Genomic DNA, 19,324 nt, shown 5'->3' on the forward strand with positions numbered 1-19,324 from the left:
TCGGCCGCGGCGCTCAGGGAGGCGTGACCGAGAAACCGCCGGTGCGATCGAGGGCGATCCGTCCGGCCGCGACCGCCGCGGCCCAGCGCACCGCCGCCGCGAGCCCGCCGAACGCGTAGAGATGCGGGCTCACCTCGCCGAGCGGGTCGCCCGGTCCGGCGAGGACGACGCCGCGTACCGCCCGGTCCGGCGCCGCGGTGCCGAGCATGTCGCGCACCAGGCCGACATTGCGGGCGAAGGCCTGCGCCGAGGCGCGCACCCCGCAGATGCGGGCGTAACGCAGCAGCGCCGTCACCGACGCCGGGCCGGCGAAGCCGATCCGCACCGGATGATCGATCCCCTGCACCCGCAGCCGCGTCAGCCAGGCGACGATCGGCTCCGGCGTCATGGTGAACTGGGTGACGACATGGGCCGACAGGCCGGTCTCGGCGGCGGCGTCCAGCTTGGCGGCGAGCGCCAGATCGAGCGTCACCGGGGCGACGCGCGGATGGCCGTCCGGATAGCCGGCGACGCCGATCTCCGTGATTCCGTGGCCCTGCAGGACGCCGCTCTCGATCAGCTCGATCGCGGCCCGGAACGGGCCGGCCGGCTCCGGCCGGTCGCCGGCGATCACCAGCACGCGCGTCACGCCGGCCCGCTCCACCATCGCGGCGAGGTGGTCCGACAGCGCCGCCGCGCTCGCGAAGCTGCGCACCGCGAGATGCGGCACCGGCTCGAAGCCGGCCGCCCGCACCGCCGCGACCACGCCGCGCTGCTCGGAGAACGGCCGCGTCGGCAGCGCGCTCACATAGACCGGCGTGCCGGGCCGCGCATGCGCCGCGAGCGCGGCCGCGTCTGCCGCGGCGAGCCGCGTCGTCTCGAAGGTGGCGCGCGCCATGAAGGCGGCGATCGACGCGACGGTGTCGTCGGTCGTGTCGACTTCGGTTGTCCGGAGAACCGTCGAAGCCTGCGCCATGGCCTGTCCTTCTGGTCTGCCGAGCCGATCGGCCGAAGTCGCACAGAAACTCTGGTGAGCGCCATGCGCGGGCGCGACCCGCGCATCCATCCTTCGTCGCGAGACCCTGATTCGCAGGGCGATGGCCCCCCGGGTCGAGCCCGGCGACGACGATCACGGCCGCGGCCGTCCTCACTGCCGCCGTCGCGAGATCACGTAGGATTCGTCGTGGAACCACAGGCCGCCGTGCTGCTGCAGAACCTCGCGGGTGGCGTCGAGATAGCCGCCGTCCGCCACCGCGGCGGCGAGACGGTCGTCCTCCACCTGGGCGACGTAGACGGCGGCGTTCCAGGCGGCGAACAGCGTCGAGGTGCCGATCGTGTCGGCGAGCTCTCCGGGCAGCGCGTCCATGTCGTAGCGGAACAGCGCGCGGTTGTCGGCGAAGGCGTTGAACACGAGATCGCGGCCGTCGGCCCCGAGCTCCTCCTTGACGGCGCGCAGGATGTCGTGACGGTCGTGCACGAACGGGTCGTCGCCGGGCCACACCCGCTGGACGATCTCCTGGCCCGGATCGTGGCCGTAGGAGTGCACGGCGATCAGCCGGCCGCCGGGCGCCAGCGCGCGGGCGAGCGGGGCGATCACACGCCGCGCCTTGAAAGCGAGCGGCGCGCGCGCCCGGTAGGGCTGCGAGGCGATCACGAGATCGTAGTCGGCGGTCGCGGCCCCGCGCCGCGGGATCACCTGATCGAGCAGGAAGCGGTGATCCTCGCGATAGATCACCAGCACGACCGGCCGGTCGAAGCTCGGCGTGCCGGTGCGTGGGTCGATCGTCGCGTTCCAGTTGTCGGCCAGGAAACCTTCGAGCCCGCCGATCTGCTCCTCGAAGCGATGCGCCGAGGTGCCGGACAGCGCCAGCTCGTGCCAGACGAGGCGCTGATCGAGGCCGGGCGACCGCCCGCCGAGCCAGGGCGCATCCGCATAGGCGAGATTGGTCAGCACCAGCACCTGGGCCGGATGCTCGAAGAAGCGGTCCGGCATCTTCTGCAGCGTGAGGCGCACGTCCTCCAGGCTGATCTCCTTCCCGACGATGCCGAACGGCATCGTCGGGAAGCGGTCGTGCATGGCCCGCATCACGCGCGCCAGCACGGTGCCGTCGCCGACGCCGGCGTCGAACACCCGCACGGCCGGCGGTCGCGGCGACAGGCCGGCGAGCTCCAGCGCGACCCGCTGGGCGACGACGCGCTTCTCGCTGCAGGTATGGACGAACAGCAGATACTTCTGGCGATTGTCGAAGAAGCGGAAGTGGCGCTGCGGGCTCGCCTCGCTCGGCACCGCGCGCGGCGGCAGCGGCGTGCGGGCGGAAAGGCCGTTGCTGCGCATCACGCCGTGGCCACGCAGCAGCAGGCTCGAGCGCAGCTCGGGCGGCACCCGGTTCGCCTGCATGAAGGAGCGGATGCGGTCGAGCGTCTCGGTGGTGATGCGGCCGCCGTTGCGCAGCCGCGCGGCGAGCTTGCCGTCGTTGACGGCGCGGCGGCCGAAGGTCGATTCGGCCAGCCCCGTCTCGCGGCAATAGGCGGAGATCTCCTGGAGCAGTTCCTGGGCGTTCATCGGCGCGTCCCTCCGGGCCGTGGCCCACGTCTGACGCGCGGATTACGGCCCATGCACAATTGAGTCGTCAGGATGCGGACCGGTCAACCACAAAGTGGCCCAACGCGACGGTGGGCCGCGGATGGGCAAATCACGTTCCTGTTGCCGCGCCCTCGCACCGCGCCGCAACACACGACGTTGCACTGCGAAGGCGAGGGGTGGACGGACCACGGGGCAGACCCGCACGCGGCGATTGCGCGAATGCCGGCGGCGTCGGATAGCTGATCTCACGTCGGAGTTCGACGACGGAGTCCGAAATGCCCCGCCTCGCCGCCAATCTCGCCTACCTGTTCGCCGACCGTCCGCCGCTCGATCGCTTCGGCGCCGCCGCCGCGGTGGGCTTCCGGGCCGTCGAGCTGCAATATCCCTACGACCAGGATCCGGCCGCGATGCGGGCCGCGATCGACCGGCACGCGCTGACGATGCTCGGCGTCAACACGGCACCGCTGCCCGGCGCGCCGTCCGGCATCGCCGGCGTGCCGGGGCGCGAGAGCGAGTTCGCGGCGCTGTTCGAGCGCGCGCTGGCGCTCGCGGTCGCACTCGGCGGCCGCGCCGTCCACTGCCTGGCCGGCGTCGTGCCCGACGACGCGCACGACGCCGCCGAGGCGACCTTCGTGAGCAATCTGCGGGACGCCGCCGACCGCGCCGCCACGCATGATCTGACCATCCTGATCGAGCCGCTCAACACGGTCGACCGGCCCGGCTATCTGCTGACGCGCGCCGAGCAGGCGGCCGCGATCCTGGGCCGGGTGGAGCGCGCCAATGTGCGCATGCAGTTCGACTTCTATCACCAGCAGATCATGGGCGGCGACCTCCTGCGGCGCTTCGAGCGCCACCTGCCGCTGATCGGCCACGTGCAGATCGCCGCGGTGCCGAGCCGGGCCGAGCCCGACGAGGGCGAGGTGAACTACGCCAACGTCCTCGCCGCTCTCGACCGCCTCGGCTACGCGGGTTTCGTCGGCTGCGAGTACGTCCCGCGCGGCCGCACCGAGGACGGGCTCGGCTGGGCGGCCGCATGGGGCATCGCGCCGGCGGTATCCTGATCACGACTTCACGCGATCTCCGTCGATCTGATCAGCTCGCGTCCTGATCACGGCGCAGCGCTCCGCGCACCCGGCGCGATCGCACCGCACAACACAATTCGACGGAACTCGGGGCAATTCTCCGGGTCCGCTTAAGCCCTCCTTAAGGGCGCGGGCGCACGCTTTGCATTCAAACGGTGGACTCCGGACGGGTCACCAAGGACGCGAGAGGAGCCCATGCTGAGCTCTCGCAAGACGCGCTTCCAGTGGAGCAAGCAGGACCGCGGCACCGACCAGACGCTGTTCCGGTCCATGGCGCAGCGCTGGCAGCCGACCGTCCATCGCCACGATCCCGACTTCGTCGAGACGATCAAGACGACGACGACCCCGCCCGAGCCGCAGGCTCCCGCGACGCCGCCGGGCTGGACGCCGTGGCTGTGGGTGGATTGAGCGGCGCGGAGGCTCGCCACCGGCGCATCGTTCACTGCTCCCCGGCGGGGAGAGGTCGGGGGGCGCGCCGAAGGCGCGAGGTCCGGGTGAGGAGGCCGAGGTCGGCCGACCTGCGTCGGAGACCCTCACCCCGACACGCGCCGCGCCTCGCCCCTCTCGTCGCGCAAGCGCGCGACCCTCAGGGAGAGGGTCAGGACCGGGCCGTCCAATCGAACAGAATCCGATCAGCGCTGCCGCTGGGCCCCCGCCTCACGCCGCCGGCAGCAGCGGCCGGCGGGCGAGCTCGCCGATCACGCTCGCGCCCGGCGCGAAGCCGCGGGTGGCGACCTCGCAGGTGAAGGCGCCGGGGCTCCCGTCGATCCGATAGAGATTGTAGGCGGCCGGATCGTGCTTGCCCTCGGGCGACGCCGAAGCCGACGGCAGTCCGACCGCCGGGATCGGCCCCGCGGGCCCGTCGAGCCAGATCAGCGCATGGACGTGGTCGTGGCCGTGCAGCACCAGCTCGGCGCCGCGGCGCGCCAGCACGTCGCGGAAGGCGCCGGCATCGACCAGACGCTTGGACCGGCTCGCCGGGGTCTTCGCCGGCGGATGGTGCAGCATCACGACCCGGAACAGGCCTTCGCCGCCGAGCTGCGCGAGGCGCGCGTCGAGGCGGTCGAGCTGGTCGCGGCCCAAGAGCCCGGTCGCCAGGAAGGCGGCCGTCGGCACCGCGCTCGACAGGCCGACGAGCGCCACCGGCCCGCGCCGGCGCACATAGGGAAAGCGCGGATCGTGGTCGGTGCAGGCCTCGCGGTCGCCCTTCATGAAGGCGTCCCAGTGCTCGTCCCAGTGGGCGAGCGCGGTGCGCACATAGGCGTCGTGATTGCCCGGGACGAAGCTGACGTCGGCCGGCGCCCCGAGCGCCTCCAGCCACTCGGCCGTGGCGGCGAACTCGCCCGGCAGCGCGATGTTGACGAGGTCGCCCGTCACGGCGGTGTGGTCGGGCGACTGGCCGCGCAGGTCGTCGATCAGATCGGTCAGGATCTCGACCCGGTGGTGGCGACGCCGGTTGCGCCGCCAGTTCAGCCAACCGAGCATCCGCTTGGAGGCGAGCTGCCGCAAGGTCGGCCGCGGCAGCGGGCCGATATGCGGGTCGGTGAGATGCGCCAGAACGAACATGCGCGGCTTATATCAGACCGCGCCCGACCGTCATCCCGACCGCGCGAGAGCCCCCGCCTCACGCACTCCCGATCAGGATGCCGGCCAGGAACACCAGGACGCCGCCGAGCACCACCTGGAAGGTGGCGGAGAGGAACGGCGTGTCCATGTACTTCCAGCGAATATAGGAGATCGCCGCGAGCTCCAGGATCACCACCGCGAAGGCGACCGCCGTGGCGGTGAAGAAATGCGGGATCAGGTAGGGCAGCGTGTGGCCGAGGCCGCCGACCGTGGTCATCAGGCCGCAGACGCCGCCGCGCAGCCAGGGCGAGCCGCGGCCGGTGAGCGAGCCGTCGTCGGACAGCGCCTCGGCGAAGCCCATCGAGATGCCGGCGCCGATCGACGCCGCCAGGCCGACCAGGAAGGTCGCCCAGGTGTCGTGGGTCGCGAAGGCCGCGGCGAACAGGGGGGCCAGCGTCGACACCGAGCCGTCCATCAGGCCGGCGAGTCCGGGCTGGACGTATTGCAGCACGAACACGCGCCGCGCCGTCGCGTCCTCGGCGGCGCGGGCGTCGGTGGTCAAGAGCTCGCCTTCGAGCTGCTCGGCCAGGGACTCGTGCTTGTCCTCGGCCTCGGCGAGCTTCAGGAGGAGCTGGCGGGTCGCGACGTCGCGGCTCGAATCGGCCGCCCGGCGATAGAAGCGCGCCGTCTCGTACTCCATGGTCTCGGCGTATTTGCGCACCTCGTCGAGGCCGAGCGGTTTGACCAGCCAGACCGGCTTGTGGCGGACGAAACCCTTCACGTCCTGGCGGCGGATCAATGGAATGAAATCGCCGAACTTCTGCCGGTAGAGGTCGAACAGCCAGCTGCGGTGACGGACCTCCTCGTCGGCCATGGCGTCGAACAGGGCGGCCGTCTTGGGGTACCGGGCGCGCAGCCCCTCGGCGAAACCGCGATAAATACGGCTGTCCTCCTCCTCGTTGGTGATGGCGAGGGCGAGCACCTCCTGCTCGGTGAGGTCGGCGAAGCGTTTCATGGGGGCACCGTCGGCTTGTTTAGATAAATTCTAAACTGAACCTAGCGCGATGCGCCCGGTCCCGCCAGGGCGTCCGCCGAACGCCAGCCATGCGCACAACCCGCAGCTGCGGCAGCGATTGCCAACGCGCCGCCGAGTCGGCCATTGTGCGCGTGGCGACAATGCCGGCGGACCCGGTGTGGACCATGGCGGACGAAGAGCAATCCGGGGACCGGGTCGGGCTTTCGGAGGCGTCCCCTCACTATCACGGTCATCGCGACCGGCTGCGCGCCCGCTTCCGCGAGGCCGGCAGCGACGCGCTGACCGACTACGAGCTCCTGGAGCTGGTGCTGTTCCGGGCGCTGCCGCGCCGCGACGTGAAGCCGCTCGCGAAGGCGCTGATCGCCCGCTTCGGCTCGTTCGCGGAGGTGATCGCGGCGCCGCCGCGCCGGCTCGGCGAGGTGCCGGGCCTCGGCGAATCGGCCATCACCGAGTTGAAGATCGTCCAGGCGGCGGCGCAGCGCATCGCCCGCGGCGAGGTCAAGCGGCGCACCGTCCTGTCGTCGTGGTCGGCCGTGCTCGACTATTGCCGCACCGCCATGGCGTTCGCCGACAGGGAGCAGTTCCGCGTCCTGTTCCTCGACAAGCGCAACCAGCTCATCGCCGACGAGGTCCAACAGGTCGGTACCGTCGACCACACGCCGGTCTATCCGCGCGAGGTGGTGAAACGGGCGCTCGAACTGTCGGCGACCGCCGTGATCCTGGTCCACAACCACCCGTCCGGCGACCCGACGCCGTCGCGCGCCGACATCCAGATGACCCAGGCGATCCTCGACGTGGCGAAGCCGCTCGGCATCGCCGTGCACGACCACATCATCGTCGGCAAGGACGGCCACGCCAGCTTCAAGGGCCTGCGGCTGATCTGATCAGCAGCCGGCTCTTCGAGGCGAATGTTGCCGCTGGTGTCTCGCATTGCCGGATTGTTACAAAGGTAAAGAATCGTCCGGCGAATTGACCGGGCGACACCCTGGCGAATACATGGCGGCATAGTCATCGGCCCAGGTGTCTCCGCCGTGCTCCTCTTCGCGTCGCGTCCTCTCCCACCGTCTCGGAGCCGGGGGCGATGACCCGTCGCACAGGTCTCGTCGGGATGGCGGCGACGCTCGCGGTCGCCGCCGTCGCAGCCGTCGCGGTTCGGGCCGCCGTCGCGCCGCCACCCGGCGCCGACCTGATGACGGCGGCCGTGACCGTCGGCGACATCGAGGAGACCGTGCTGGCGAGCGGCATGCTCAAGCCGGTCGAGCTGGTCGCCGTCGGCGCCCAGGCGTCGGGCCGCATCGTCGCCCTGAAGGTCAAGCTCGGCGACACGGTGAAGACCGGCGACCTGATCGCCGAGATCGACTCGCTCACCCAGCAGAACACGCTGCGCACCGCGCTCGCGGCGCTCGACGACAAGCGCGCCCAGCGGGTCGAGAAGGAGGCCAACCTCGTCCAGGCCGAGGCGACGTTGGCACGCCACAACATCACCTTTGCGCAGAAGGCGTCGTCGCGCGCCGACTTCGACGCGGCGGAGACCGCCGTGAAGGCGACGCGAGCCCAGATCGCCCAGCTCGACGCCCAGATCGTCGCGGCCGAGGTCGAGGTGGAGACCGCCCGGGTCAATCTCGGCTACACCCGGATCACGGCGCCGATCGACGGCACCGTGCTGGCGATCGTCGCTCAGCAGGGCCAGACCGTGAATGCGGTCCAGTCGGCCCCGACCATCGTGGTGCTGGGCCGGCTCGACACCATGACGGTGCGGGCCGAGATCTCGGAGGCCGACATCGTCCGGGTGCGACCCGGCCAAGACGTCTGGTTCACGATCCTGGGCGACCCCGAGCGGCGTTTCCACGCCACGCTGCGGGCGATCGAGCCGGCCCCGGAATCGATCAAGTCGGATTCGAGCTTCTCGACCACGTCGAGCTCGTCCTCGTCGTCGAGCGGCTCGTCGTCCAGCACCAGCACCTCGGCCATCTACTACATCGGCGTGTTCGACGTGCCGAACCCGAACGGCTGGCTTCGCACCTACATGACCGCGCAGGTGCACATCGTGCTCGGCGCCGCGAAGGGCGTGCCGCTGGTACCGTCGGCGGCGCTCGGCCCGAAGGAGCCGGACGGCCGCCGCACCGTGCAGGTGGTCGGCCCCGACGGCGCGATCGAGACCCGCCGCGTCACGGTCGGGCTCGACACCAAGGCGACGGCGGAGATCCGCGCCGGCCTGCAGCCGGGCGAGCGCGTCGTCACCGGCCGCCGCAGCGGCGAGGCGAAGGTCCAGGCCCGCATGGGTCCGCCGCCGCCGATGGGATTCTGACGCGATGGCCTCCGACACCCCCGCCGGCGCGGCCGCTCCGCTGATCGCATTGGAGGGCGTCCGGCGCGACTACCCGGCCGGCGAGGGCGTCGTCGCGGCGCTGGCCGGCGTCGACCTCGAGATCCGAGCCGGCGAGATGGTGGCGATCGTCGGGCCGTCCGGCTCCGGTAAATCGACCCTGATGAACATCCTGGGCTGCCTCGATCGACCGACCGCGGGCCGCTACCGCATCGCCGGGCGCGAGACCGCGACGCTCGACCCGGACGCGCTCGCCGCGCTGCGCCGCGAACGCTTCGGCTTCGTGTTCCAACGCTATCACCTGCTCGCCGAGCTCTCGGCGCTCGGCAATGTCGAGATGCCGGCGATCTATGCGGGCGCGACCCCGGCCGACCGCAAGGCACGCGCGGCGGCGCTGCTCGGCCGGCTCGGCATGGCCGATCGGCTCGGCCACCGGCCCGGCCAGCTCTCCGGAGGCCAGCAGCAGCGCGTCTCGATCGCCCGGGCGCTCGTCAACGGCGCCGACGTCGTCTTCGCCGACGAGCCGACCGGCGCGCTCGACCGCGCCAGCGGCGAGGAGGTGCTGACGATCCTCGACGAGCTGAACGCGGAAGGGACCACGGTCGTCGTCGTCACCCACGATATGGCGGTGGCGCGCCGGGCCGAGCGCATCGTCGAGATCGACGACGGCGTCGTCACGGCCGACCGCCGGGTGCGCGACGGCCGCGCCCGGCGGCCGGATCCGGAGGGCGCCGCGGCGCCGGCCGGGCCGGCGTCGCGCTGGCGCGCCGCCGCCGACCGCTTCCGCGAGGCGCTGCGCATGGCGCTGCTCGCCATGAACGCGCACCGGCTGCGCACCGTGCTGACCATGCTGGGCATCGTCATCGGCATCGCCTCGGTGGTCTGCGTCGTCGCGCTCGGCGAGGGCACGCGCCGCAAGGTGCTGTCCGACATCGCGAGCCTCGGCACCAACACGCTGGAGATCTTCCCCGGCAAGGATTTCGGCGACGTGCGCTCGGCCAAGGTGAAGACCCTCGTGGTCGCCGACGCGCGCGCCCTCGCCGAGCAGCCCTTCGTGGCCGGCGTGACGCCGACCGTCTCGACCAACAGCACGTTGCGGCACGGCGCCCTCGAGGTGAGCGCCATGATCAACGGCGTCGGCGAGCAGTATTTCGACGTCAAGGGCACCAAGCTCGCCGACGGGCGCTTCTTCGACGGGACGAGCGTCGCGACCATGGCCCAGGAGGTCGTGATCGACGAGAACACCCGCAAGGCGCTGTTCGCCGACGTCGCCGAGGGCGCGGTCGGCCGAACCCTGCTGGTCGGCAAGGTGCCGTTCCGGGTGATCGGCGTCACCAAGGCGCAGCAGTCGGGCTTCGGCTCCAGCGCCAACCCGTCCGTCTATCTGCCCTACACCACCGTGCAGGCCCGCATCCTCGGCACCACGACGCTGCGCAGCATCACGGTGCGGGTCGACGACGACACCGACACGGCGCTCGCCGAGCAGGCCGTGATCGAGCTGCTCGGCCGCCGCCACGGCGCCAAGGACGTGTTCATCCTCAACACCGACGACATCCGCCGCACCATCACCTCGACCACGGCCGTGCTGACGCTGCTGATCGCCGCCATCGCCGTGATCTCGCTGATCGTCGGCGGCATCGGCGTGATGAACATCATGCTGGTGTCGGTGTCGGAGCGGGTCGGCGAGATCGGCGTTCGGATGGCGGTCGGCGCCCGGCGGAGCGACATCCTGCAGCAGTTCCTGATCGAGGCCGTGCTGGTGTGCCTGATCGGCGGCCTCCTCGGCATCGGCGTGGCGCTCGGCTTCGGGGCGGTGTTCGCCGCCTTCGGGCCCGGCATCGGCCTCGTCTATTCGGGAACCGCGATCGCCGCCGCCGTCGTCTGCTCGACCCTGATCGGCGTCGGCTTCGGCTGGCTGCCGGCCCGCAACGCCGCCCGGCTCGACCCGGTCGCGGCGCTGTCGCGGGACTGAGCGCACCGGCGCGGTCGCGATCCTCTCCGCGCGTTGACACACCACTGGTATGCCAGTTTACTGGCGCCATGACGAAGCCTCCCTCGCTGCGCCGTGACGACGCCTATGCGCGAATCCGCGACCTCGTCGTCCGCAACGCCCTCGATCCGGACGCGCCGCTGTCCGAGCGCAGCCTCGCCGAGACGCTCGGGCTCGGCCGGACGCCGGTGCGCGAGGCCCTGAAGGCGCTCGCCCGCGACGGCCTCCTGGTCGTGCATCCGATGCGCGGCACCGTCGTGCGCCGGCTGTCCTTCGAGGATCTGCGGGAGATTCACGAGATGCGGCTCGGCCTCGAAGGGCTCGCCGCCTATCTGGCGGCCTGCCGCGGGCCGACCCAGGAGCTCGACGCCTGCGCGGCGGCGCTGCGCCCGTTCGCGGCGGCGGCCGATCTCGACGTCGCCGCCGCCCAGGAGGCCGGCTGGGCCTTCCACGACGCGCTGTTCCGCGCCGCCCGCAACGGCCGGCTGACCGCCGCCTACGAGGCGCTGCGGGCGCAGAGCGGCCTCGCCCTCCGGCAGATGCCCCGCTACAGCGCCGAGCGCACCCGCGTCGCGGTGCGCGAGCATCTCGACATTCACGCCGCCGTCACGGCGCGCGACGCCGAGCTGGCGCAGCGCTGCATGTGGCGGCATCTCCTCGGCGCGCTCGACGCCCGCCTCCAGGCCCTCGGGCTTCCGCTCCCCTCGGCCGATGCCCCCTCCCCCCGCCCTGCACCGAAGCGATCGCGACAGAAGAGCCCCACATGAGCGCACGCGCCCGTTCCCTCGACCCGTTCCGCTGGCCGCTCGCGGTCCAGATGCTGGCCGGCCTGGCGCTCGGCCTCGTGGTCGGCCTGATGTGGCCGGGCTTCGGCACGGCGCTGCGCCCGCTCGGAACCGCCTTCGTCGAGGCGATCAAGATGATCGTCATCCCGGTGGTGTTCGCCACCGTGACGCTCGGCATCTACCGGATGGGCCGGGAGCTCCACACGCTCGGCCGTATCGCCGTGGTCTGCTTCGGCTACTTCTATCTCGCGACCGTGGTCTCGATCCTGATCGGGCTCGGCCTCAACGCGCTGTTCCATCCCGGCGCCGGCGCGTCGCTGGTGGCGACCGGCAAGATCCCGGCGAACCTCGCCGTGTCGGTCGACTGGGTGTCGTTCTTCCTGGACATGATCCCGTCCAACATCCTGGCCGCGATGGCGCAGCAGAAAGTGCTGCCGACGCTGGTCTTCTCGATCCTGTTCGGGCTCGCTCTGGCGAGCCTCGGCGAGACCGCCCGGCCGGTCGTCGCGCTGCTCGACGCCGTGATGCAGGCGATGTTCAAGATCACCCGATGGATCACGTCGACGGCGCCGATCGCCGTGTTCGCCATCGTGGCGTGGCTGTTCGCCTCGCAGGGGCTCGCCACCGTGACGGCGCTCGCGAAGCTCGTGCTCGTGATGTATCTCGGCCTGATCATCCTGGTGCTGGTGTTCTGGCTGATCCTCGCGGCCATCGGCGAGCGGCCGATCGCCGTCACGCGGGCCATCATGGAGCCCGTGATCCTCGGCTTCTCGACCCGCTCGTCCGAGGTGACGCTGCCGGTCCACATGGAGAAGCTGCGCGCCATGGGCGTGCCGGAGCGCATCATCGGCGTCGTGCTGCCGCTCGGCTACGCCTTCAATCGCGACGGCTCGATCATGTATTTCGCGCTCGCCGTCACGTTCCTGGCCGAGGCCTACGGGGTTCCGCTCACCGGCTCGGCCCTGTTCACCATCCTGATGGTGACGACCATCGCCAGCAAGGGCTCGGCCAACGTGCCGTCCGGCGGGCTCGTCGCGGTCGCCATGGTGCTGACCGCCATCGGCCTGCCGGTCGAGGCGCTCGCCATCATCGCCGGCGTCGACGCCTTCCTCGACATGGGCCGCACCGCCGTCAACGTGTTCGGCAACACGGTCGCCGTGAAGCTCGTGCAGCGCTTCGCTGCCACCACGGCGGACGACGCCGCGACGACACCGGCCGCGGCACCGGTCTCCGCGGCGGTCGCGAGCGAGGCGGCCGAGGCATGAGCGGGGCCACCGACGACCACAGCAGCGCGGGCGCGATCGATCTGCGCAGCGACACGGTCACGCGGCCGACGGCGGCGATGCTGGAGGCGATGCGCACGGCGCCGCTCGGCGACGACAGCCGCGACGGCGACCCGACCGTCGTCCGGCTGGAGCGGCTCGCCGCCGCGATGGTCGGCAAGGAGGCGGCCCTGTTCGTGCCGAGCGGCACCATGGGCAACCTGCTCGCGGTGCTGGCCCATGTGAGGCCCGGACACGACGTGCTGGTCGATCCGCTCGCCCATCTGGCGACGTCGGAGATCGCCGGGCTGGTCGGGGTCGCCGGCGTGGTGCCGCGCTCGGTCGCGAGCCGTGCCGGGTGCTACGATCTCGCCGCCCTCGCCGCGGCCCTCGCGACCGCCCCGGCCGGACGGGTCGGGGCCGGGCTCGTGTGGCTGGAGACGAGCCACAACGGCGCCGGCGGCCGCGTCGTCCCGGTCGACCACGTCGGCGAGGTCGGCGCGATGGCGCGGCGGCGCGGCGTGCCGGTCCATCTCGACGGCGCGCGGCTGTTCAACGCCGCCGTGGCGCTCGGCGTCCCGGCCGCGACGATCGCGGCCCCGGTCGACTCGGTGATGGTCTGCGTCTCGAAGGGCCTGTCCGCGCCGGTGGGCAGCCTGCTGGCCGGCTCGGTCGCGTTCGTCGCGCGGGCGCGGGCGTTGCGCCGGATGCTGGGCGGAGCGATGCGGCAGGCGGGCGTGATCGCCGCCGCCGGCCTCGTCGCCTTGGAGACGATGATCGACCGCCTGGCGCAGGATCACGCCGTGGCGCGGCGGCTCGCGGCCGGCCTCGCCGGGCTCGAAAAAACCCTCGTCGATCCGGCGACCGTCGAGACCAACATGCTGCGCCTCGACGTGTCGCGCACGCGGCACGACGCCGAGGCCTGGGCCGCCGCGCTCGCGCGACACGGCATCCTGGTGCAGGCGAGCGGCGCCGCACAGCTCCGCCTCGTCACCCATCGCCATATCGACCCAGCCGCGGCCGACCGGGTGATCGCCGCCTTCGCGGCGGCCGCCTGACCATCCCGCCGTCTACCGCTTGACCATCAGGAGCGGGTCGCGGGTCTCCGGGACGCGCTGCCAGGTCTTGGGCTCGGTCTCCTCGAACCGCCAGGTGCGGGCGCCGGCGCCGGTGAGCACCAGCTCGTCGCGGTCCATGGTCCAGGCGGACGGGGCGAAGCGGGTGACGGCGGCGTCGCAGTCCGGCCCGAGCCGAACCGCGAACCCCTCGCCGGCCGGCGTGGTGGCGAGCGTCACGGGGCAGAGCACACGGCCGCCGCGGCGCAGCGTCCAGTCGCCCGCCATCTCGGCCTGGCTCGGCGCCGGCGGCTTCACCGACGCCACGGTCTGCAGGAACAGGATGCCCTCGCCGGGCTTCGGCGCCTCCCACAGGCCCTGCTCGACCTCGCTGAACTCCAGCATCGGCTTGCCGCGAACGTCGACGAAGCGGAGGAAGTCGTTCTCGCCGAGCGTCCAGGCGGCGGCGTCGCGCAGGAACGGGAACACCCCGGCGCAAGCCTTGTCGAAGTCGATCTTCATGCCGAGCGACCCGGCCGCGTCGGTCTTGAAGCCGACCGTGCAACGCCGGTCGCGATCGGCGTTGGAGAACTCCCACGCCGTGCCGGCCACCGTGCGGGCGGCCTCGCTCGGCGGCGGGGCCGGCGGCTTGGCGGCCGGCGCGACGGGTCGCGGCGACACCGGCGGGGGCGCCGGCGACTGGGCGGCGGCGGGGCCGGCCGCGACGAGGGCGACCAGCATCAAGAGAGCGGACGGCGCGGCGCGCGAAAGAGCTCGGGTTCGCATCCGGTCAGGCTAGCGCATCTTTGGGCGGCGAAGAACCACGGGGTGCTCCGGAGACGGCGCGCCCCGGACAAGGCGCGGCCGGCCGCAGGCCGGATGCGCCGCAGAGCCGGGGCCCAGGGGCCGCACCGGAAGAGCCTTGCCCCTGTCGCCCCTTGGTCCCGGTTCGCGGCGCGACGCGCCGCGCCCGGGACACGAGACCCATCACTCGCCCAGCCTCACCGTGCCGGCGGCCACGGCGTCTCCGGCACCGGGGTCACCGGCCCCTTGCCGGCGAACCAAGCGGCGAGGTTGTCGACGACGAGCTGGTCCATGCGGGCGCGGGTGTGGACCGAGGCCGAGCCGAGATGCGGGAGCAGCACGACGTTCTCCAAGGCGACCAGCTCGGCCGGAACATGCGGCTCGTTGGCGAACACGTCGAGGCCGGCCGCGAAGATGGTGCGATTCTTCAGTGCCTCGATCAGGGCGGGCTCGTCGACCACCGAGCCACGCGCCATGTTGATCAGGATGCCGTCGGGCCCGAGCGCCTTCAGCACGGCGGCGTCGATCAGGTTCCGGGTGGTCGGGCCGCCCGGCAGGATCAGCACCAGCGTGTCGACGTCACGCGCCATGTTGAGGAGCGCCGGATAGTGGCGGTACGGCACCGCGGCGTTGGGCCGGCGCGTGTGATAGACGACCGGCACCCCGAAGGCGTCGAGCCGGCGTGCGATGGCGCGGCCGATGCGGCCCATGCCGACGAGCCCGACGGTGCGGTTGCGCAGCGTCGCGCGGCTGAGCGGAAACGGCGCCTCGACCCACTTGCCGGCGCGCAGATATCGTTCCGCCTGCGGCAGCTCGCGCACCGTGCACAGAAGCAGGCCGAGCGCCGTGTCGGCGACCTCCTCGTCCAGCACCTCGGGCGTGTTGGTGACGACGATGCCGTTCTGCCCGGCCCAGACCGCGTCGATGTGGTCGTAGCCGACCCCGACGCTCGACACGATCTCGAGCTTCGGGAAGCGTTGCATGTAGGCGGGATCGATCGGGTTGCCGGAATGGGTGACGGCGAGGGCTCGCACCCGGCCGGCGACGTCGGCCAGGAACCGCTCGCGATCCGGCGCCTCGACGAGCCGGTGCAGGCGGACGATCGGGTCGAGCCCGCCGACGACGATCGGCTTCGCGGTCCCGACCAGGAGAACATCGGGGGTGTCGCCTGCGGTGTCGGTCGCCATCGGGGGCTCCTGCCGGTTCCTGCACGTCGACCCGGCTTATCAGCGGGCGGCCGGCCCCGGCAAGGCGCCGCGACCGTCGGCCGGCCGATTCCACCCTTCGGCGAAACGCGGTATGGGTACGGCCGCCGAGCCGGGGAGATCGCGCGCGCATGGGCTATGTCGACACCGTTCTGCTGCCGGGCGAGACGGTACGGTTCCGCACCGGCCGGCACTGGGTGCTCTACGTGCCCGGTCTCCTTCTCGGGCTGCTCGGCGCCGGCTGCGCCGGCTGGACCGCCTATGCCTATGCGGCGGCGGAGTTCGGCGAGCATGTCGACATCTTGTGGCCGGCGCTGTCGGCCGGACTCCTCGGCCTCGCCGTGGTGCTGCTGGGGCGGGCCTGGTACCGCCGCCGCGTCACCGAGATCGCCGTGACGGACCGCCGGGTGATCTACCGTTCCGGCCTGCTGCGCCGGACCACCAGCGAGATGCCGCTCGATCGGATCGAGAAGATCGACGTCGAGCAGGGCCTCGTCGGCCAGATGCTCGATTACGGCAATGTCAGCGTGAACGGCATCGCCTGCGGCATCGGGGCGGACCGGCTGAAGCGCATCGCCGGGCCGATCCGGCTGCGCAGCCACGTCATCGCCGGCGACCCTCCGGCGCGCCTGCCGCAGAGGCCGGTGGTCGCCGAGCTGGGCCGGGCGACGGTCGTCCAGGCTCCGCCGACGGCGGCTCCGGCGCTGACCGAAAGCGCACCGGCCGCCGCTGCACGCTGATTCCCCTCCCCGGCCTCGCCCCTCAGCCGCGCCGGCGCACCCGCTCGCGGTGCAGGAGATAGAGGCCCGAGGCGATCACGATCGCCACGCCCGCGACGGTCCAGCGGTTCGGCACGTCGCCGAACACCACGAATCCGAGGATCGTGGTCCACAGGATCTGGCTGTAGGAGAACGGCGACAGGATCGAGGCCGGCGTGTGCCGGTGGGCGACGATCAGCAGGAAATGGCCGAGGCTGCCGAAGCCGCCGAAGCCGATCATCAGGGCGATCAGCAGCGGGTCGGACGGGGTCGTCCACACGAACGGCATCACGGGCGCGAGCACCAGCACGCCGACGAGGTTCGAGTAGAACAGCGTCGTGGCGTCCGAATCGAAGCGCGACAGCACCCGGGTCGCGATGGCGTAGAACGCCGCGCAGACCGCCGACGCCATCGACAGGAGCGCGGCCGGATGCACCGCGCCGAAGCCCGGCTGCAGCACGATCAACACGCCGACCAGCCCGACCACGATGGCGGCCCAGCGCCGCGGCCCGATCTTTTCGCCCAGCATCGGCCCGGCGAGCGCCGCGACCATCAGGGGCGTCGAGAACAGGATGGCGAGGGCCTGGTCGAGCTGCAGGAACCTCAGCGCGGCGAAGTTCAGGATCGTGGTGCCGAGCAGCAGCGCCGAGCGGCCGATCTGCAGCCCGGGCCGTTGCGTGCGCAGGAGCCCGGGCCGGGTGATCGGGTTGAACACCAGCAGCGCCAGAACGAAGGCGCTGGCATAGCGGGCCCACACCACGGCGAGCACGTCGACATGGCGGCCCAGATACTTCGCCGTGGCATCGAGGCAGGCGAAGCAGGCGACGGCGCCGCACATCAGAACGATGCCGAGGATCCGCAGGCGCTGCGCATGCGCGGCCGCGTCGTGCCCGCTCCCCGCCGGCGGCGCGGGCTGGTCCGGCACCGGCATGATGTCGCCCGCGGAAACATCCGTCGGCGCGGGCGGCTGCGGCGAGGACGGGTCGGGCGGGGCGGTCATGGAGCCTTCGAGCGTGGCGGAGAAGAGCGGCGCAGCACCATGCTGCAACAGTGGCCGTTTCGGGGAGGTGACCGGAGATCCGCGGCATGGCTCCCATGCCGCCCGGCCCGAGGCCTGTCACACGCCCCGTGACAACGTGCTCTCGTGCCAGCGGCGCAGAACCAACCAGGAGACCAGCGACAACACCGCGTAGACGACGATCCCGGCGGCCGACAGCAGCAGCAGGGCGGCGAACATGCGCGGCACGTCGAGCCGGTAGCCGGCCTCGGCGATCCGGTAGGCGAGGCCGGAGCCGGCGCCGGCCGAGCCCGCCGCGATCTCGGCCACCACGGCGCCGATCAGCGACAGGCCGCCGGCGATGCGGGCGCCGGCCAGCATCGCAGGCAGCGCGGCGGGAAGCTGCAAACGCACGAGCCGTTCGAGCCGCGAGGCGCCGTAGAGCGTGAACAGGTCGTCGAGATTGGGATCGACCGAGTGCAGGCCGAGCGTCGTGTTGGCGAGCATCGGAAAGAACGCGACGATCCAGGCGCAGGCCAGCACCGCCACGGGCTGCGGCAGCCAGATCAGCAGGATCGGCGCGATGGCGACGACCGGCGTCACCTGCAGGATCACGGCGTAGGGATAGAGCATGTCCTCGATCAACCGCGACTGGCTGAACAGGATGGCGAGGCCCGCCCCACCCAGGACCGCGAGCAGGAAACCCTGCGCCGTCGTCTCCAGCGTCACCATCAGCGAGCCGAGCAGGATCGCGCGGTCGGCGATCAGGGTGGCCAGGATCGCGCTCGGCGCCGGAAGCTGCCAGGCCGGCAAGTCGAGGGCACGCACGACGATCTCCCACACGGCGCCGCCGATCAACAGCGCCAGCACGGGCCGGGCGAGGCGCGAGGCGCGGCGCCAGCCGGACGGTCCGTCGTGATCGGGCGCGCCACTCATGCGACGATGCTCACGCGCAGATCCTCATGCGAAGGCCTCCCCCATCGCTTCGGCGAGGGCGCCGCCGACCGTGCGGCACAGGCTCGCGAACTCCGGCGAGGTCCGGAACGTCTCTCCGCGCGGGAACGGCGCGTCGATCGTGACGTCGGCGGCGACCCGGCCGGGCCGCGGCGTCATCACCACGATGCGGGTGGAGAGATAGACGGCCTCGAACACCGAATGGGTGACGAACACCACCGTGGTGCCGAGCCCCTGCCACAGGCCGGAGAGCGCGTTGTCGAGGCGGAACCGGGTGATCTCGTCGAGCGCCGCGAACGGCTCGTCCATCAGCAGGAGCTGCGGATCGGTGACCAGCGCGCGCGCGATGGCGGCCCGCATCTTCATGCCGCCGGACAATTCGCGCGGATAGGCGGCCGCGAAGCCGTCGAGCCCGACCCGGGCGATCGCGGCGGCGACGCGCGCCTCGGCCTCGTCGCCGTGAAGCCTGCTTCTGCGACGCGTGAGACGCAGCGGCAGCCGGACGTTGCCGGCGACCGTCGCCCACGGCATCAGGGTCGGCTCCTGGAAGACGACGCCGAGATCGCCGGGCGCCGGCGCTCGTGTCGCGCCCCCGTCGTCGCCCCACACGACCGCGCCGGCGGACGGCGTCGCGAGGCCGGCGATCAGCCGCAGCGCCGTCGACTTGCCGCAGCCCGACGGCCCGACCAGCGACAGGAACTCTCCGCGATTCACGGAGAGATCGAGCCCGTCCAGCGCCAGCGTGCCGGTCGGGAACGCTTTCCTCACCCCGCGCAGCGCGACGACGGGCGAGGTCATGCGAGACTCTGCGCTCGCCGCAGCCGCCGCGCATCACCTCTCCCCGCGTGCGGGGAGTGGTCGACGTTCGCGCCTCCAGCGCGAACGTCGGGTGAGGGGGCGTCTCCGTATCCACGAGAGGCCCCCTCACCCGACTCGGACCT

At 72.1% G+C, this 19,324-nt stretch carries 18 protein-coding genes; 9 read left to right on the forward strand and 9 right to left on the reverse strand.

Annotated features, from left to right (window positions below; all coding sequences use genetic code 11):
- Nucleotides 1-13 precede the first annotated feature (13 nt).
- Together ACFSOX_RS22065 and ACFSOX_RS22070 are read right to left on the reverse strand one after the other, a co-directional pair.
- The gene (locus tag ACFSOX_RS22065) at nt 14-955 is read right to left on the reverse strand and encodes a methylenetetrahydrofolate reductase (RefSeq protein WP_378479984.1); all 942 of its coding nucleotides are present in this window, start codon (nt 953-955) and stop codon (nt 14-16) included.
- 171 nt (nt 956-1,126) lie between these two features.
- Nucleotides 1,127-2,542 (reverse strand): hypothetical protein, encoded by a 1,416-nt coding sequence (locus tag ACFSOX_RS22070; protein ID WP_378479985.1) that lies wholly within the window; start codon nt 2,540-2,542, stop codon nt 1,127-1,129.
- Between the two features lie 296 nt (nt 2,543-2,838).
- Between ACFSOX_RS22070 and ACFSOX_RS22075 the strand changes: the two genes are divergently transcribed.
- Both ACFSOX_RS22075 and ACFSOX_RS22080 read left to right on the forward strand, forming a co-directional pair.
- Nucleotides 2,839-3,624: a hydroxypyruvate isomerase family protein gene (locus ACFSOX_RS22075; RefSeq protein WP_378479986.1), complete on the forward strand. Its 786-nt coding sequence runs from the start codon at nt 2,839-2,841 to the stop codon at nt 3,622-3,624.
- Between the two features lie 216 nt (nt 3,625-3,840).
- The gene (locus ACFSOX_RS22080) at nt 3,841-4,053 is read left to right on the forward strand and encodes a hypothetical protein (RefSeq protein WP_378479987.1); all 213 of its coding nucleotides are present in this window, start codon (nt 3,841-3,843) and stop codon (nt 4,051-4,053) included.
- Between the two features lie 249 nt (nt 4,054-4,302).
- Here the strand turns inward: ACFSOX_RS22080 and ACFSOX_RS22085 are convergent, their stop codons facing one another.
- Together ACFSOX_RS22085 and mbfA are read right to left on the reverse strand one after the other, a co-directional pair.
- Entirely contained in the window at nt 4,303-5,211 is a 909-nt protein-coding gene (locus tag ACFSOX_RS22085) for a metallophosphoesterase family protein (RefSeq protein ID WP_378479988.1), read from the reverse strand.
- Between the two features lie 58 nt (nt 5,212-5,269).
- Nucleotides 5,270-6,226 (reverse strand): iron exporter MbfA, encoded by a 957-nt coding sequence (mbfA, locus tag ACFSOX_RS22090; protein WP_378479989.1) that lies wholly within the window; start codon nt 6,224-6,226, stop codon nt 5,270-5,272.
- Nucleotides 6,227-6,411: 185 nt separating this feature from the next.
- On the opposite strand from mbfA, the gene radC reads away from it, so the two are divergent.
- From radC to ACFSOX_RS22120, 6 genes are all read left to right on the forward strand, one after another.
- Nucleotides 6,412-7,131: a RadC family protein gene (gene radC / locus ACFSOX_RS22095; RefSeq protein WP_378479990.1), complete on the forward strand. Its 720-nt coding sequence runs from the start codon at nt 6,412-6,414 to the stop codon at nt 7,129-7,131.
- Nucleotides 7,132-7,328: 197 nt separating this feature from the next.
- On the forward strand, nt 7,329-8,555 hold the full coding sequence (locus ACFSOX_RS22100) for an efflux RND transporter periplasmic adaptor subunit (RefSeq protein ID WP_378479991.1): 1,227 nt from the start codon (nt 7,329-7,331) through the stop codon (nt 8,553-8,555).
- Between the two features lie 4 nt (nt 8,556-8,559).
- Nucleotides 8,560-10,545 carry a MacB family efflux pump subunit gene (locus ACFSOX_RS22105; protein WP_378479992.1) on the forward strand — a complete coding sequence of 662 codons (1,986 nt, stop codon included), beginning with the start codon at nt 8,560-8,562 and terminating at the stop codon, nt 10,543-10,545.
- 68 nt (nt 10,546-10,613) lie between these two features.
- Nucleotides 10,614-11,330 carry a GntR family transcriptional regulator gene (locus ACFSOX_RS22110; RefSeq protein WP_378479993.1) on the forward strand — a complete coding sequence of 239 codons (717 nt, stop codon included), beginning with the start codon at nt 10,614-10,616 and terminating at the stop codon, nt 11,328-11,330.
- The gene (locus tag ACFSOX_RS22115) at nt 11,327-12,613 is read left to right on the forward strand and encodes a dicarboxylate/amino acid:cation symporter (protein ID WP_378479994.1); all 1,287 of its coding nucleotides are present in this window, start codon (nt 11,327-11,329) and stop codon (nt 12,611-12,613) included. The genes ACFSOX_RS22110 and ACFSOX_RS22115 overlap by 4 nt, the downstream gene beginning before the upstream one ends.
- Nucleotides 12,610-13,668: a GntG family PLP-dependent aldolase gene (locus ACFSOX_RS22120; RefSeq protein ID WP_378479995.1), complete on the forward strand. Its 1,059-nt coding sequence runs from the start codon at nt 12,610-12,612 to the stop codon at nt 13,666-13,668. The genes ACFSOX_RS22115 and ACFSOX_RS22120 overlap by 4 nt, the downstream gene beginning before the upstream one ends.
- Nucleotides 13,669-13,680: 12 nt before the next feature.
- Here ACFSOX_RS22120 and ACFSOX_RS22125 read toward each other — a convergent pair whose 3' ends face one another.
- Nucleotides 13,681-14,406, reverse strand: coding sequence for a protease inhibitor Inh/omp19 family protein (locus ACFSOX_RS22125; protein ID WP_378479996.1), 726 nt, complete (start codon nt 14,404-14,406; stop codon nt 13,681-13,683).
- Between the two features lie 260 nt (nt 14,407-14,666).
- Complete coding sequence (locus ACFSOX_RS22130) at nt 14,667-15,656, reverse strand: 2-hydroxyacid dehydrogenase (protein WP_378479997.1); 990 nt, start codon at nt 15,654-15,656, stop codon at nt 14,667-14,669.
- Nucleotides 15,657-15,805: 149 nt separating this feature from the next.
- On the opposite strand from ACFSOX_RS22130, the gene ACFSOX_RS22135 reads away from it, so the two are divergent.
- A complete protein-coding gene (locus ACFSOX_RS22135) occupies nt 15,806-16,414 on the forward strand; it encodes a PH domain-containing protein (protein WP_378479998.1) in 609 nt (202 codons plus the stop codon).
- 22 nt (nt 16,415-16,436) lie between these two features.
- Here ACFSOX_RS22135 and ACFSOX_RS22140 read toward each other — a convergent pair whose 3' ends face one another.
- The 3 genes from ACFSOX_RS22140 to ACFSOX_RS22150 all read right to left on the reverse strand — a co-directional run bounded on the left by ACFSOX_RS22140 (nt 16,437) and on the right by ACFSOX_RS22150 (nt 19,181).
- Entirely contained in the window at nt 16,437-17,432 is a 996-nt protein-coding gene (locus ACFSOX_RS22140) for a DMT family transporter (RefSeq protein WP_378479999.1), read from the reverse strand.
- 117 nt (nt 17,433-17,549) lie between these two features.
- Complete coding sequence (locus ACFSOX_RS22145; RefSeq protein WP_378480000.1) at nt 17,550-18,365, reverse strand: ABC transporter permease; 816 nt, start codon at nt 18,363-18,365, stop codon at nt 17,550-17,552.
- 24 nt (nt 18,366-18,389) lie between these two features.
- The gene (locus ACFSOX_RS22150) at nt 18,390-19,181 is read right to left on the reverse strand and encodes an ABC transporter ATP-binding protein (protein WP_378480001.1); all 792 of its coding nucleotides are present in this window, start codon (nt 19,179-19,181) and stop codon (nt 18,390-18,392) included.
- Nucleotides 19,182-19,324 lie beyond the last annotated feature (143 nt).

Origin of the sequence: Rhodoplanes azumiensis, from assembly GCF_042682915.1 — a bacterium.
Lineage (GTDB): Bacteria > Pseudomonadota > Alphaproteobacteria > Rhizobiales > Xanthobacteraceae > Rhodoplanes > Rhodoplanes azumiensis.

Coding starts and splice junctions, on each gene's coding strand:
- ACFSOX_RS22065 (WP_378479984.1), bottom strand. CDS start 955: ATGGCGCAGGCTTCGACGGTTCTCCGGACAACCGAAGTCGACACGACC.
- ACFSOX_RS22070 (WP_378479985.1), bottom strand. CDS start 2,542: ATGAACGCCCAGGAACTGCTCCAGGAGATCTCCGCCTATTGCCGCGAG.
- ACFSOX_RS22075 (WP_378479986.1), top strand. CDS start 2,839: ATGCCCCGCCTCGCCGCCAATCTCGCCTACCTGTTCGCCGACCGTCCG.
- ACFSOX_RS22080 (WP_378479987.1), top strand. CDS start 3,841: ATGCTGAGCTCTCGCAAGACGCGCTTCCAGTGGAGCAAGCAGGACCGC.
- ACFSOX_RS22085 (WP_378479988.1), bottom strand. CDS start 5,211: ATGTTCGTTCTGGCGCATCTCACCGACCCGCATATCGGCCCGCTGCCG.
- mbfA (WP_378479989.1), bottom strand. CDS start 6,226: ATGAAACGCTTCGCCGACCTCACCGAGCAGGAGGTGCTCGCCCTCGCC.
- radC (WP_378479990.1), top strand. CDS start 6,412: ATGGCGGACGAAGAGCAATCCGGGGACCGGGTCGGGCTTTCGGAGGCG.
- ACFSOX_RS22100 (WP_378479991.1), top strand. CDS start 7,329: ATGACCCGTCGCACAGGTCTCGTCGGGATGGCGGCGACGCTCGCGGTC.
- ACFSOX_RS22105 (WP_378479992.1), top strand. CDS start 8,560: ATGGCCTCCGACACCCCCGCCGGCGCGGCCGCTCCGCTGATCGCATTG.
- ACFSOX_RS22110 (WP_378479993.1), top strand. CDS start 10,614: ATGACGAAGCCTCCCTCGCTGCGCCGTGACGACGCCTATGCGCGAATC.
- ACFSOX_RS22115 (WP_378479994.1), top strand. CDS start 11,327: ATGAGCGCACGCGCCCGTTCCCTCGACCCGTTCCGCTGGCCGCTCGCG.
- ACFSOX_RS22120 (WP_378479995.1), top strand. CDS start 12,610: ATGAGCGGGGCCACCGACGACCACAGCAGCGCGGGCGCGATCGATCTG.
- ACFSOX_RS22125 (WP_378479996.1), bottom strand. CDS start 14,406: ATGCTGGTCGCCCTCGTCGCGGCCGGCCCCGCCGCCGCCCAGTCGCCG.
- ACFSOX_RS22130 (WP_378479997.1), bottom strand. CDS start 15,656: ATGGCGACCGACACCGCAGGCGACACCCCCGATGTTCTCCTGGTCGGG.
- ACFSOX_RS22135 (WP_378479998.1), top strand. CDS start 15,806: ATGGGCTATGTCGACACCGTTCTGCTGCCGGGCGAGACGGTACGGTTC.
- ACFSOX_RS22140 (WP_378479999.1), bottom strand. CDS start 17,432: ATGACCGCCCCGCCCGACCCGTCCTCGCCGCAGCCGCCCGCGCCGACG.
- ACFSOX_RS22145 (WP_378480000.1), bottom strand. CDS start 18,365: ATGAGTGGCGCGCCCGATCACGACGGACCGTCCGGCTGGCGCCGCGCC.
- ACFSOX_RS22150 (WP_378480001.1), bottom strand. CDS start 19,181: ATGACCTCGCCCGTCGTCGCGCTGCGCGGGGTGAGGAAAGCGTTCCCG.